Source organism: Thalassospira sp. CH_XMU1420-2 (assembly GCF_037029325.1).
Classification (GTDB): domain Bacteria; phylum Pseudomonadota; class Alphaproteobacteria; order Rhodospirillales; family Thalassospiraceae; genus Thalassospira; species Thalassospira povalilytica.
In genome coordinates this window covers 195,880-210,051 of the sequence record NZ_JAYMEG010000004.1, presented here as the reverse complement: position 1 = coordinate 210,051, position 14,172 = coordinate 195,880, and the positions used below count along the sequence as shown (strand labels likewise).

Annotated in this window: 12 protein-coding genes; 6 read left to right on the top strand and 6 right to left on the bottom strand. The window is 55.8% G+C overall.

The window, feature by feature from the left end; translation table 11 throughout:
* Positions 1-91: 91 nt before the first annotated feature.
* The 4 genes from WA429_RS14695 to WA429_RS14680 form a co-directional block, all read right to left on the bottom strand.
* Positions 92-1,795 carry a methyl-accepting chemotaxis protein gene (locus WA429_RS14695; RefSeq protein WP_287464720.1) on the bottom strand — a complete coding sequence of 568 codons (1,704 nt, stop codon included), beginning with the start codon at positions 1,793-1,795 and terminating at the stop codon, positions 92-94.
* Positions 1,796-1,932: 137 nt separating this feature from the next.
* Positions 1,933-2,133 (bottom strand): hypothetical protein, encoded by a 201-nt coding sequence (locus tag WA429_RS14690; RefSeq protein ID WP_287464718.1) that lies wholly within the window; start codon positions 2,131-2,133, stop codon positions 1,933-1,935.
* Positions 2,134-2,250: 117 nt separating this feature from the next.
* Complete coding sequence (truA, locus tag WA429_RS14685) at positions 2,251-2,997, bottom strand: tRNA pseudouridine(38-40) synthase TruA (RefSeq protein ID WP_286887823.1); 747 nt, start codon at positions 2,995-2,997, stop codon at positions 2,251-2,253.
* Positions 2,998-3,112: 115 nt separating this feature from the next.
* Complete coding sequence (locus WA429_RS14680) at positions 3,113-4,333, bottom strand: argininosuccinate synthase (RefSeq protein ID WP_101246889.1); 1,221 nt, start codon at positions 4,331-4,333, stop codon at positions 3,113-3,115.
* Positions 4,334-4,620: 287 nt separating this feature from the next.
* On the opposite strand from WA429_RS14680, the gene WA429_RS14675 reads away from it, so the two are divergent.
* Both WA429_RS14675 and WA429_RS14670 read left to right on the top strand, forming a co-directional pair.
* A complete protein-coding gene (locus tag WA429_RS14675) occupies positions 4,621-5,337 on the top strand; it encodes a M48 family metallopeptidase (RefSeq protein WP_206926343.1) in 717 nt (238 codons plus the stop codon).
* Positions 5,338-5,376: 39 nt separating this feature from the next.
* Positions 5,377-6,006, top strand: a complete 630-nt coding sequence (locus WA429_RS14670; protein ID WP_287464716.1) for a LysE family translocator — start codon at positions 5,377-5,379, stop codon at positions 6,004-6,006.
* A 150-nt stretch (positions 6,007-6,156) separates the two neighbouring features.
* On the opposite strand, the gene WA429_RS14665 is transcribed toward WA429_RS14670, so the two are convergent.
* A complete protein-coding gene (locus tag WA429_RS14665) occupies positions 6,157-7,062 on the bottom strand; it encodes a LysR family transcriptional regulator (RefSeq protein ID WP_101246886.1) in 906 nt (301 codons plus the stop codon).
* 351 nt (positions 7,063-7,413) lie between these two features.
* Here WA429_RS14665 and WA429_RS14660 point away from each other — a divergent pair, with 351 nt between their 5' ends.
* From WA429_RS14660 to argE, 4 genes are read left to right on the top strand one after another with little or no spacing between them, the layout of a single operon-like run.
* On the top strand, positions 7,414-8,403 hold the full coding sequence (locus WA429_RS14660) for a Bug family tripartite tricarboxylate transporter substrate binding protein (RefSeq protein ID WP_101247048.1): 990 nt from the start codon (positions 7,414-7,416) through the stop codon (positions 8,401-8,403).
* Between the two features lie 49 nt (positions 8,404-8,452).
* Positions 8,453-8,953: a tripartite tricarboxylate transporter TctB family protein gene (locus WA429_RS14655; RefSeq protein WP_114112261.1), complete on the top strand. Its 501-nt coding sequence runs from the start codon at positions 8,453-8,455 to the stop codon at positions 8,951-8,953.
* Positions 8,954-8,990: 37 nt separating this feature from the next.
* Complete coding sequence (locus tag WA429_RS14650) at positions 8,991-10,493, top strand: tripartite tricarboxylate transporter permease (protein WP_101246883.1); 1,503 nt, start codon at positions 8,991-8,993, stop codon at positions 10,491-10,493.
* A gap of 22 nt (positions 10,494-10,515) precedes the next feature.
* Positions 10,516-11,694, top strand: coding sequence for an acetylornithine deacetylase (gene argE / locus WA429_RS14645; protein ID WP_101246882.1), 1,179 nt, complete (start codon positions 10,516-10,518; stop codon positions 11,692-11,694).
* Between the two features lie 273 nt (positions 11,695-11,967).
* Here the strand turns inward: argE and WA429_RS14640 are convergent, their stop codons facing one another.
* Positions 11,968-13,971: a transglycosylase domain-containing protein gene (locus tag WA429_RS14640; protein ID WP_101246881.1), complete on the bottom strand. Its 2,004-nt coding sequence runs from the start codon at positions 13,969-13,971 to the stop codon at positions 11,968-11,970.
* Positions 13,972-14,172 lie beyond the last annotated feature (201 nt).

Below are 14,172 nucleotides of genomic sequence, written 5' to 3'. Positions count from 1 at the left end.
AACCATAAAAAAAAGGGTGGGACTTGGCCCACCCTTTTTTCGTTTGTCAGATTGATCACGGTCCGAACCGGCACCTGCCGGTGGCCGTAATTTAGCCTGCGCGCAATTGCGACAGGAAGTCCGATACGGTGCCCTGCAAGGTATCGATCTGTTTTGCAAGGGCAGCCACATTGGTATCCAGTTCACCGGCAGCCGCACCGCTATTGGTCGCGGCTTCATGGATTTCGTCAATATTGGCAACCACTTCTGTCGATCCGGCAGAAGCACTGGTCGCGCTATTGGCGATTTCATTGACTGCGGCGTTCTGTTCATTGACCGCGGATGAAATACCGTTGGCAATTTCGCTGATCGACGAGATCGTCTGTGTGACTTTCTCGATCGCCTCGACCGTTACCTTGGTTTCATCCTGAATGGCACCGACCTGCTGGGCGATGTCATCGGTGGCCTTGGCCGTCTGGTTGGCAAGGTTTTTGACTTCCTGTGCAACCACAGCAAATCCTTTGCCTGCTTCACCCGCACGGGCCGCCTCGATCGTCGCATTGAGCGCCAGAAGGTTGGTCTGGGCTGCGATGTCGTTGATCAGGCTGACAACCTCGCCGATGCGTTCTGCGGCTTCGGCAAGACCACCGACCATTTCATTGGCCCGCGATGCTTCACCCACTGCGGTTTCGGCAATTGTCGTCGATTCACGGACCTGCCCGCCAATCTCGCTGATCGAAGCCGACAATTCTTCGGTCGCGGCAGCAACGGTCTGAACGTTCCGTGCCGAATCATTGGCCGCATCAGAAACCTTCTGGCTCTGACTGACCGAATGGTTGGCCGATTCCCGCATTCTTGAGGTCGACTGCATCATGCCGCCGGTTGCTTCACGCACCGATGTCACGATCTGGCCAATCGATTGTTCAAGTTCAACGGCCAGACGGTTGCGCTGATCAATACGCTCCTTCTCGGCCCGTTTTTCGGCTTGTGCACGGGCTTCCTCGGCTTCTTCGATCTTCGCGGCCGTTTCACGCCAGCGCACCAGACCGTTGGCAATCGAACCGATTTCGTCCTTGCGATCGACAAAGGAAACTTCCTGGCTGAAATCACGATCAACAAAGCGCGAAATCGTCTGGCTCAGAACCCGAAGCGGGCCAAGCTGCCAGCGCAGCAACAGGAACAGCAAAACCGCCGAGGCCACAGCCACAATCAGGCCGACCACCGCGATACGGGTGGCGATTTCATCGGAAACCGCAACGACGTCTTCCTTTTTGATCCCGACATACAGGATGCCCAACACATCCCCGGCCGGGCTCATGATCGGGCTGTATTGCGTGATATATTCAGTCCCGAGAATAAGCGCCTCACCCCGGAAGGTTTTGCCTGACATGATCGGCTCATAGGCAGCACTGCCTTTGCCAAGCATCGTGCCAACCGCACGATTGCCATCAGGCTTGATGATATTGGTCGATACCCGCACGAAGTCCTGTTCTGCCGGTACATAGGCAAAGACTGTCGCGGTTTCGCCGGTAGCGGTACCAATACGATCAATCAGTTCATGGGATGACAGGTCGGGGATTTCATTCATGATCAGGTTGGATGTCTCGCCATCCTTGCTGATCGTCATTTTGAAATCAGGATTGGCATCCTGAAGCAACATCGCGGCAATGCGCAGGTTAAGCTTCTGCGACGCGATGCTGTCGGCTGCGACTTTCTGATCGACGCGTTGCATGATCAGAATACCCAGCAAGATTATCCCGCTCATCAAAATAAGAACGGCGGCAAGCGCAACTTTCAAAACCAGACTTTTGGACATGCTCTCTCACTCTTCACCATCACCGGTAAAAAAGAGGCTGCCAGTGAATGGTTTCTGTTCACATTTCACGAAGGTCTTAGCGCCAAGATTAGATTCCTTATAAAATGTACAATAACACAATTAATATTTATGTATAATTAATTAGACCATTGAATAGTCACATCAATTTGCGACTGCCTTGCATTGTCCCGCACCTTGTTCAGCCCGCCGAAAACTGCGTTTTTGACGACCTTGAACAGCTTCTGGCGCACCGCGCAGGCGCGCGGCGAAACCAAAATTGAAACGATACAAACCGAAAAAAATCGACCGACGTGACGCACAAACGGGTCTTGGGGCATGCCCCCGGAGTCAGCTTTTGAGTCAGCCTTTGCGTCAGCTCTTGGGTCGGCTTTCCGGGTTAAATCTCGGGGTAAATTCTTGGGCTCAGTTTTCGGAGCCAGTTTCAGGATCGGGCCCTAGTAATCGACCTTGACGAAATACAGCCCGTCTGCCGGGGCGGTTGGCCCCCCCGCACGGCGATCCTTGGCCTCAAGCGCTGATTTGACGTCAATCGGCTTCCAGCTGCCCTTGCCGACCAGAACAAGGGTGCCGACCATATTGCGCACCTGATGATGCAAAAAGGACCGGCTTTCGGTAAAGACCCGGATTTCAAGCGGGTTTTCCGCACTGCGTTTGATTTCAAGTTTTTCCAGCGTCTTGATCGGGCTTTTGGCCTGACATTCGGTTGCCCGGAACGTCGTAAAATCAAAGGTGCCGATCAGATGCTGGGCGGCTTCGTTCATCGCATCGATATCAAGGGGCTTGTATATCCCCCAGGCCAGCCCCGCCTCAAAGGTCAGCGGCGCACGGCGATTGATGATGCGGTACATGTAGTAGCGCTTCTTTGATGAAAAGCGCGCATGGAAGTCTTCTGTGACTTCCTCGCATTCCTTGATCGCGACCGGATCGGGTTTGAGGTGATGGTTGATCGCATTCATCACGGCTTCTGCCGGATAATATTTCGGCAGATCGAAATGCACCACCTGACCAAGGGCATGCACCCCGGCATCGGTCCGGCCCGAAACATAGACGCGCACGAATGTACCGGCGAATTTTTCGATCGCGGCCTCAAAAACCTGCTGAACCGAAATCACTTCGTCCTGGTATTGCCAGCCGTGGTACGGGCGGCCGTCATATTCGACGGTACATTTATAGCGTTGCATCACCGATACAATTATCTGAACAAGCCAATCTCCCGGCTTTATAGCCGGGCTTTCAAACGAAAACGAGGGGCAATCATGCCCCTCGCTTGTCTTTCCACAATTGCGTGCGGAAAACTTACTTCACGCTGTCGCGGTCAAAACCAAGACGCAGACGAAGGGCATTCAGTTTGATGAAGCCTTCTGCGTCGCGCTGGTTATAGACGGTGTCGGCTTCGAACGTGACATGCTCTTCGGAGTAGATCGAGTTCGGCGACTTGCGGCCGGTGACGGTGACATTGCCCTTATACAGGTCAAGGCGGACAACACCGTTCACGGTTTTCTGGGTTTCGTCGATCAGGCGCTGGATGGCCTGACGTTCCGGCGACCACCAGTAACCGTTATAGATCATCTCGGCATAACGCGGCATCAGCTCGTCCTTGAGGTGACCGGCGTTACGGTCAAGGGTGATGCTTTCCATCGCGCGATGCGCCACCGACAGAATGGTGCCGCCCGGGGTTTCGTAAACGCCGCGCGACTTCATGCCGACATAACGGTTTTCAACCAGATCAAGACGACCGATGCCGTTCTTGCCGGCAACTTCGTTGAGCTTGGTCAGCAAAGTGGCCGGGCTCATGCGTTCGCCATTAATCGCAACCGGGTTGCCCTGTTCGAACTCAACCTCGATCGTGGTGATCGCATCGGGGGCGTTCTGCGGGGACACGGTGCGCTCGAACATACCTTCGTTCGGCTTGACCCACGGATCTTCCAGCGCCTTGCCTTCATACGAAATGTGCAGAAGGTTGGCATCGGTCGAATAGGGCGGCTCATCGCCACCAAGCTTGTCGGCCGAAATCGGGATCTGATGTTCGCGTGCGAAGTTCAGAAGGGCGGTACGCGAATTCAGGTTCCATTCACGCCACGGCGCGATAACCTTAACGTTCGGCTTAAGGGCATAATAACCAAGTTCGAAACGGACCTGGTCGTTGCCTTTGCCGGTCGCACCATGGGAAACGGCGTCTGCGCCGACTTCTTCGGCGATTTCGATCTGGCGCTTGGCGATCAGCGGACGGGCGATCGAGGTACCGAGCAGGTAAACACCTTCATAAAGGGCGTTGGCACGGAACATCGGGAAAACGTAGTCGCGAACGAATTCTTCGCGCAGATCTTCGATAAAGATCTGTTTCACGCCGAACATTTCCGCCTTTTTACGGGCCGGCTCCAGCTCTTCACCCTGGCCGAGATCGGCGGTGAAGGTTACGACTTCGCAGTTATACTGTTCGCGAAGCCATTTCAGGATGATCGAGGTATCCAGACCGCCAGAATAGGCAAGGACGACCTTTTTGACCTTATCGCTCATGGGAGTGACGCCTTTCTTCTTCCGATAAAATCCAGGGCACGGCTTGATTTGGCCATTCATCCCTGTTGGCTATGCAACATTGTTGTTGCGATCGGCCCCGAACGGTCCATTGGACAGTTCGACGGCTCTTTGCGCAAAATGCAGGGCAGCTTGCGCAAAGAGCCCTAGACCTTGAGCGCGGAGTATAGGAAAACACTACCAGCGGGCAAGACCCAAGATGGGGTTGATGTCAAAAAGGCACAAAAACCCGCAAATTTTCGCCCTGCTTTTGGAAAAAACCGCTCCGAATGCTCAAAGCAACCGAAGAAACCGAGATCGATCTGCCCAAAATCGGACCCCTGCCGGTCCGTTTGCGCCCCAGTGCGCGCGCATCGCGGCTTAAATTGCGTATCGATCCGGCCTTTGACGGGGTGGAAATTGTCGTGCCCAACGGGGTGTCGCGCAAAACCGCGATTTCGATGCTTCATCAGCATGGCGACTGGGTCACCGCCCATATTCAGCGCCTTCCCGAGCGGGTGCAATTTGCGCCGGGCGCGTGGATTCCATTCCTGGGCCACGATCACGCCATCCGCGCTGTTCCCGATGCCAAACGCGGGGTCTGGGCCGAGGCCGGGGTGATCTGGGTATCGGGCCAGCCGGAATATACCAACCGGCGGGTGACCGACTGGCTCAAAAAACAGGCCAAGCTTGAAATCGCCCCGCGGGCCCATGCCTATGCCGATCGGATCGGCAAGAAAATCAGTCGCATATCGCTTAAAGACACCCGCACGCGCTGGGGCAGTTGTTCGTCAAACGGCAATCTGTCCTTTAGCTGGCGACTCGTTCTTGCCCCTGAAGATGTGCTTGATTACGTGGTCGCCCACGAAGTCGCCCATCTTCAGGAACTCAACCACTCCGCCCGTTTCTGGGCCGTGGTCGAAGACCTTTATGGCCCGTCCAAGAAACAGCAGCACTGGCTGAAAAAGAATGGGTCGGCCCTGCATCGTTACGGCGCAGGCAATTGATTTTAAAAAGTTTTTACCCGCCTTCATGGAGCCCCACCCATGCTGATCCCGCTTGAAACACTGGCGATTTTTATCCCCACCGCACTGGCGCTGAACATGACGCCGGGCAATGACATGCTGTTTTGTCTTGGTCAGGGCATCAAGTCCGGCCCCCGGGCCGGAAATGCCGCAAGTCTTGGCATTGCAACGGGTGCGATGATCCATACGCTTTTGGCCGGTCTTGGACTGGCAGCCCTGGTTGCGGCCCATCCGGTGGCACTGGAAGTTTTACGCTGGCTTGGGATTGCCTATCTGGTGTGGCTGGCCATCGGAGCGTTCCGGTCACAGGGGCAGGACCTGACACCGGCAGAAACCAAGCGTTCCAGCGCCTTTTCCGCCTGGCGTGACGGGATTGTGGTCAATCTGCTTAACCCGAAAATCATCGTCTTTGTTCTGGCCTTTATCCCGCAATTTGTTGATGCATCGCGCGGATCAATATTGGCGCAGTTCCTGATTTTCGGACTGATTTTGAATGTCGGCGGAACCATCATCAATTGTCTGGTCGGAAGTTTTGCCGGGAAGCTTGGGCAGTTGTTTGCCCGCTCCGCCCGGATCGCCCGCGGTTTCCAGATTTTTACCGGCTGCGTGTTTTTGGGGCTGGCTGCGAAGCTTGCTTTTGATAAACGGTAACAAATAATTGCGCGAATTATTAGTTTTAAACTAACAATCTGCTTTTCTGCGGCGATCGGCAGCACGGCAACACCGATATTGCTGTAAAGAAAAGTTTACAGCTGCCAGACTGCGTTGCCAGTATGTTGCCGGCATGGGGTCACGTCGGTCTTAGATCACGCAACCGCTTTCGCGCAGGCGGGGCAGTTCGGCGCGCAGGAAGGCCAGGAAGCTTTTTTCCACAGCACTGAGTTCGCGCGAGGCAGTGAACAGCGCGACGTCCCATTCAATGGCCGGGGTCAGGGTGCGCGCCACCACCTTGCTGTTATCGACCAGAAGGGCTGCGAACGGGTCACTGACGGCAATGCCGACATTGCGTTCGACCAGTCGCGACACGGTGCGGATGGTGCGGCCTTCGACCGCGATCTTGCGCGGCCAGCCAGCAATCTGGAAGATATAGTCGATCTTGGTGCGCAACGGTGAGCCGATCGACAGTTCGACAAAGTTTTCGCCGCGCAAAAGATCAATATCGATGGTTTCAAACCCGGCCAGTCGGTGATCAACCGGCATCAGACAGACCGCACGCGATTGCGCAAGCGGGGTGACCAGAACGTTGGGATCCTGAAGATCAAGCGTAATGCCAATCCCGAGATCACATTGCCGGGTCGAGATCATATCAAGCATGCCCTCAAGCCCGGTATCGGTGATGCTGATCGAGACATTGGGATGGGCCTGTTTGAATTTGGCGACCACATCAATCAGATAGGTATCAACATAGATCGGCTGGGCTGCAATGCGGATCGATCCGAGCTGCTCGTTGGCAATCGCACGGGCCTGGGTTTCAACTTCGCGAAAGGCATTGAGCGACCGCAAGACGGTGGCGTGAAATTGCTGGGCCTCGCTCGTTGCGGTCAACTGATTGCGTTTGCGGCTGAACAGTTCGAACCCGACCGATTTTTCGAAATTGTTGAGCAGCCGACTGACCATCGGCTGACTAATATTCATCGCCTGGGCGGCCTTGGTCACCGAACCATAGGTCATAAAGGCATTGAAACTTTCAAGTTCGCGCAGGTTCATAATTCAGGTTCCGATCATCGCCCATAACCGTCCAAAACGGCCGTTCTGGATACCAGGGGCATCCGGTTAAGCATCTGAGAGCAGGCAATTTTGCCCCGACCCGTCGCAGAACAAACAGCCCTGCCCGTCCCGCAATACCCGCCCGAAACCGCCGGTTCGGGCCATGCATGAGCATTTCCGGGCTCTAGAAACGGCCAGTGTTTGTCGCCATCCCGCACTCAGTATGTAAATTAGTTATACTGAAATTAATTTTTTGCGTCACCAGTTATAGTTTGTCTATGGATGAAGCCACAAAAAAACAAAAGACAGAGCTCCGGCAATCCTGCCACCACCACACAGGGAGACATGAAAATGTTTCGACAGCTCAAAAAAGCAGCCGGCCTAGCGGCCGCCATCCTTGCGACGACCACCATGATCTCAACCGCCCAGGCTGATGCCTATCCTGAAAAAGCCATCACCCTTGTCGTGCCTTATGGTGCGGGTGGTGCATCGGATCTTGCCGGCCGTGCGCTTGCAGAAACCGCACGCAGCTACACCGACGGCCAGCCGGTTGTTGTGGTCAACAAAACCGGTAATGGCGGCATGAACGGTGCGCGTTTCGTCACCGAACAGAAGCCGGACGGCTATACTCTTTTGCTGTCGCGCGTTGGCATGGCGCTGTATCCGGCAGTTTATGCTGACAGCCCGGTTGGCTGGGACGATTACACCTTCCTGGGTATTCTCGAATCCACCCCGATGATCCTGGCTGTTAACGCCAATTCCGACATCAAAACCGTTGATGAGCTGATCGAGAAAATCAAAGACAGCAACGGTGCAACCACCTATGCCGCATCCGGCCCCACCGCGATTGACGGTTTCTCGGTTCAGGCCCTGCTGTCTGATGTCGATCTTGATCCGCTGACCGCGTCCACCCTCGTGCCATATAAAGGCGGTTCGGCCCTGGCTGCTGCCCTTCTTGGCGGTCACGTTGACTTCCTGGCGATTGCAGCGGGTTCGCTGATGCCCCATATCGAAGCCGGTAAAATGCGCCCGCTGATGGTTTATTCGCCCAAGCGTATGGCTGCCCTTCCGGACGTTCCGACTGCCAAAGAACTGGGTTATGCACAGGCAGGCCAGGTTGGCGGCTGGAGCGGTCTTTATGCTCCGAAAGGTCTTCCGGAAGACGTCGTTGCCAAATGGACCGAAATCCTTGGCAAAGTTGCGACCGACGAACAGTGGCTTGATCTTGCTGCGAAACGCGGTTCGACCTCGGTCATTGGTGACGAAGATCCGTCCGCTTACGTTAAAAGCCAGTTTGAGCTTTACAACGGTATGGCCAAGAAGTTCGGCTACATCCAGTAAGACGTTTTCGAACGTCGTTTAATTCAGACTTTTAATGCGAGACGGAACCATGAACCAAAATCGCGATTTCTATGCAGGGCTGCTTGCCACGGCATTTTTTGCCATCGTCCTGTTCGTTCTGATCCCGATCTATGTGAAGGTTCCGTCTTTCATTCCCGGCTTTGCGCCACCGCCTGACATGTGGCCGCGCGTGGTCGCGATCATCGGGCTGGTGATGGGGGTTCTGGCCGTCATTCTGGCCTTTCCCAAAATGCGCGAAGCCAGCCGCAACCAGGTCACCAGCCTTGGCACCCGGATCATGAGTCACAAGACGCTGATCGTTCGATTTGCCGCTGTTCTGGTTGTGTTTGCCGCCTTTGTCATCGGAATGCCGATCGTCGGATTTGTGCCGGCAACCATTCTGATGCTGGGTGTGCTGTTCATCATGACCGGTAATTTCGAACGCAAGTTCTGGATGATCGGCCTGACCGTCATCTTCCCGGTTCTGCTTTATCTGCTGTTTACCGAAGTCACCCATACGCCCTTCCCCGAAGGTACGCTGTTCTTCTGACCTCGTAACCCTGATCTGATCGAAAGTCCCCATCGTTATGTGGAATGAATTGCTTTATGCCTTTGAGGCGGTCGCGACCCTGCCGAACTTTCTGGCGATGTTTGCCGGGATCTGGGGTGGCGTGATCATTGGTGCCATCCCGGGCATGACCGGTACGATGGCCGTGACCCTTGCCCTGCCCTTTACCTTCTATCTGCCGCCGGTCACCAGTATTCTTCTTCTGGTCGCGCTGTATAAGGGGTCGACCTATGGCGGATCGATTTCGGCCATCCTGATCAAGACGCCGGGCACCGCATCAGCGGCCTGTACGGTTCTTGACGGCTATCCGCTGGCCCGGGCCGGCAAGGGTGGCAAGGCGCTGAACATGGCGCTGGTTTCAAGCTGTATCGGCGATTTCATTTCGAATATTTCGCTGTTCTTCCTGGCGATGCCGCTGGCGATGTTTGCGCTGCGTGTTGGCCCGCCGGAATTCTTCATGCTGATGGCGTTCTCGTTGACGATTGTTGCGAGTATTTCCGGCCGTTCGCTTGTTCTGGGCATCATTTCGGCCTGTCTTGGCCTGTTGCTGGCAACTGTTGGCGAAGATATTTACGGCTCCTACCGCTTTGCCCTGTCCGAGGACATGAAATCGGGTCTTGGCATGGTGCCGGTTCTGATCGGTCTGTTTGCGCTGCCTGAACTGATCAAGATGGTTGTGTTCCGTCCGGAAGAAAACAATGCAGCCCTTAAACTTGGCGATAACCGCCTGACACTTTCGGAATTCCGCGGATCGATCAAATCGATCTGCCGCGGGTCGCTGATCGGGGTTATTCTGGGTGCCATTCCCGGTATCGGTCCGTCGACTGCTGCGTTCTTTTCCTATAGCGAGGCCCGCCGGACATCGAAAAACGGTGACAAGTTCGGCGAAGGCGAACTTGAAGGTGTTGCGGCATCCGAATCAGCCAATAACGGCGCCTGTGGCGCGACCATGATCCCGTTGATGGCGCTGGGTGTGCCTGGTGACGTGATCACCGGTGTGATGCTGGGTGCCTTCATGATCCATGGCCTGACCCCCGGTCCGCTTCTGTTCCAGAACAATATCGGCGAGGTCTACGCGCTGTTTATCGGCATTCTGTTCAGTTCGGTCTTCCTGTTTATCGCAGGCAAGGTCACGGCAAATGCCTTTACCAAAATCTCGCGCATTCCGCAGACGCTGCTTTTGCCCTGCATTCTGATCCTGTGCGTTTATGGCATCTATTCGATCGGGGCCAGCCCGTTTGACGTCACGGTTCTGCTGGTGATGGGTGTGGTTGGCTTTATCATGATGCTGCTGAATATCCCGGCAGCCCCGTTCCTGATCGCCTTTATCCTTGGCCCGATGTTTGAAGACAATATGCGCCGGTCGCTGGCGATTTCGCGCGGTGATCTTGGCGTCTTCTTCCAATCGTGGATTTCCTGGGGCTTCTTTGTCCTGACTGTTTTGTTCGTCACTTTGACCATTCGCCGTGAATGGAAGAAATGGCGCGAAAAGCGTGCTGCGGCCACCGCATCCGCTTCCTGATCCGAGAAACGAGAAAGTTAGAATGTCCAAAACCAATATGTCCCGCCTCCATAGTGCCATCGATATGCTTGGCAAGCTGGTTGCGTTCGACACCACGAGCAAAAACTCGAATCTCGGTCTGATCCATTTTGTCCGCGACTATCTGGCGGAATATGGCATTGAATCGACCCTGTTCCATGATGAAACGGGCGAGAAGGCCAACCTGCTTGCGACCATCGGCCCCAAAGGGGTTCCGGGCATTGCGCTTTCGGGTCATACCGATGTTGTCCCCGCCCTTGAAACCACCTGGGTCAGCCCGGCATTTGAACTGACCGAGCGTGACGGCAAACTGTTTGGCCGCGGTGCGGCCGATATGAAGGGCTTTTCGGCCTGTGTGCTGGCGCTGATCCCCGATCTGGTCAAACGCGACCTGACCATGCCGTTCCATCTGTGCCTGTCCTATGACGAGGAAGTCGGCTGTATCGGTGTCGGATCGATGGTCGATCATCTTGCCGCCATGGACACCCCGCCGCGTCTGGCCGTGATCGGTGAGCCGACCGACATGAAGGTCATCAATGGCCAGAAAGGCAAATATTCGATGCGTGTGGGCGTTACCGGTACGGCCGGGCACAGCTCGTTTGCGCCCAACCATGTCAATGCCATCGAATATGCATCACGTGCGATCAATCTGATTGCCGAGAAAGCCCGCGATTTCGAAGAAAACGGTCCGTTTGACGAAGATTTCACCGTCCCGCACAGCACCATGCTGACCACGACGATCGGCGGCGGCACGGCGACCAACGTCACCCCGGATTATTGTGAATTCACCTTTGAAATCCGCCATCTGCCCGAACATGACGCCGAAGCGGTGATTGCCGAAATTCGCGATACGGTCATGGCGACACTGGATGCGGAAATGAAGGCAAAGGCCCCGGAAACCGGATTTGAATGGGAAAAGATCTTTTCCTATCCGGGGATGGGCGATTGCACCGATGCCCCGGCATTCGAACTTGTGCGCAACATCATCCCGGAAATTTCGGGCAAGGTGTCATACGGTTCGGAAGGCGGCGTATTTGAAAAACAGGGCAATATCCCGTCGATCATTTGCGGCCCGGGCAGCATCAAGCAGGCCCACAAGCCCAACGAATTTATCGAGATTTCGCAACTTGAGGAATGCCTGGAATTCCTTGAGGCGCTCACTGATCAGGCAGTCGCTGCCTGAGACCCTCACCGCGGCGCTGCGTCACCCTCAGCGCCAATCGGCCGCTGCAAGCGATGAGTTGTCCACTCCGACTCCGAGCGTCGCACACCGACAGGTGAGAAACTCCCTGGTCACACTGCCCCCTACGTGGTGTGACCATGCAAACCAAACTTGAAGACCGGCTCGTTTATCGATGCCGGTCTTTTTTTGGCTGAAATTTCCGATCAATGCCCCAAACAAAAACAGCGGATCATGCTTCCATGATCCGCTGTCTTGAATGCGCTTCTTTACGCGCTATTCTTTTTTGCTACTCGCACTGAAGCCTTTTGTAAAATCGCGCCAGCTTTCGTCTTCGCCGACCTTTTTGGATCGGGCCAGGGCGGCCTTGCCAAGCGATCGGACCGGGATGTTTTGATGGGCATGAAGCATGAAGTCATGCCACAGCGTCGCGGGCAAACCGCCGCCGGTGACTTCGTCCATCGGGCTGCCATCGTCATTGCCCATCCAGACACCGGCCACCAGATCGGAGCTGTAACCGATGAACCAGGCATCGCGATAATCCGATGTGGTGCCGGTTTTGCCCGCTGTCGGGCGGTCGATGATCGCATTGCGTCCGGTGCCCTTGGCAATCACGGCCGAAAGCATGTTGTTCATTTCACCGGCATGAAGCGGGTTAAGAAGACGGGCGGGGAAATCGTCACTGCGTTCATAAAGAACTTCGCCACCGCGCCCGACAATCTTGCTGACCGCATGCGGGAAGACCGAAAAACCGCCATTGGCAACGATGGCATAGGCCCCGGTCAGTTCCAGCATCGAGACTTCGCTGGTGCCCAGGGCAAGGCTTGGTTCGGCTTTGAGTTCCGATGAAACGCCCATATCGCGGGCCTTCTGGATGACCTTGTCCAGACCGACTTCCATCGCCATCTGGACAGCGATCGAGTTGTTCGAGGTCGCAACCGCATCGCGGATCGACATGGTGCCGTGATGTTTGCGGTCAAAGTTGCGCGGTTCCCAGCCATTGATGGTAATGCCGACATCGCGCATCCAGTCGTTTGAGCCAAGGCCCTTGTCCAGACCGGCCAGATAGACAAAGAGTTTGAACACCGATCCCGGCTGCCGGCGGGCCTGGGTCACACGGTTATACTGGCTTTCGAAATAGTCGCGTCCACCGACCATTGCGCGCACCGCCCCGTCCGGGGTCATGGCCAGAAGGGCGCCCTGGGTGACGTGTTTGGCCTTTGCGCCGTTGCTTTCAAGTGCGCGTTCAAGATTGAATTCGGCGATTTCCTGAAGGCGGGAATCAAGGGTGGTGTGGACCAGAAGATCCTGATCGATATAGCCGACATAGTCGCGCACCCGATCCAGCACCCAGTCCGAGAAATAGCGCACACCCGGGCCGGTATTGGCCTTGCGCGCGGTGCGAACACGGAACTGTTTGGCGCGTTCGGCCCGCGCATTGGTCAGTGCGCCGGTCGATGCCATGGCGGCCAGCACGATATTGGCACGTTCGGCGGCCTTGACCGGATCGACCATCGGGTTATAGCGGCTTGGTGCCTTGGGCAGGCCGGCCAGAACAGCCGCGTCATACAGGTTCAGACGCCGCGGGTCGGTGCCGAAATAATAGCGCGCAGCGGCATCAATCCCGTAAAGGCCCGACCCGAAATAGATGCGGTTGAGGTACAGCGACAGGATTTGCTGTTTGTCGAATTTGAATTCCAGCCAGATCGCCAGAAGGACTTCTTCGATCTTGCGGCCAAAGCTGCGTTCGGGGGACAGGAACAGGTTTTTGGCAAGCTGCTGGGTAATGGTGCTGCCGCCTTCGGCGATGCGGCCCGATGTCAGGTTGGTCCAGGCCGCGCGCAGGATGCCGACCACATCAACCCCGAAATGGTCATAGAACCGGCGGTCTTCGATCGAGACAAAGGCCTGACCGACATAATCGGGCAGATCGCGGACTTCGACCGGGGTGCCATAGCGGTTGCCATAGGAGGCAAGGGTGGCGCCATCGATGCTGATGACGCGGATTGACGGTTTGCGTTCGCTGGCGACATCGAAGCTGACCTTTTCGGGCAGGCCATAGCCATAATAGGCGATCACGCCACCGCCCAGCACCATGACCCAGATCGAGCCCAGAACAATGAATTTGGCAATGGCTTCTGGCCCCGGGATCATGTCACCAAGGCGTGAAAACAGGCTTCCCTTGCGTTTGCCCGCACTGCTGACGCGCTTTTTCTTGCGCTTTGTTCCGGTTGATCCCTTGCGAACGCTGGTTCGCCGTTTGAATTCTCTTTGGGCCACACATGCACCTATCGGTCTGGACCGGAGTCATGACAAACACATCCGCGCGCGCCAAAGTGACGTCAAAACCGATGTCACTTGCCCGTCAGGCGGATGCGCCGTTCAATCCGGCGTATTAGTATCAATATGTCCCAACCGAGGAGGGAGTCCCCCGTCTCCCCGCTTTGCGACCCGGGCCGTACCCGTTCACGATTATTGCAA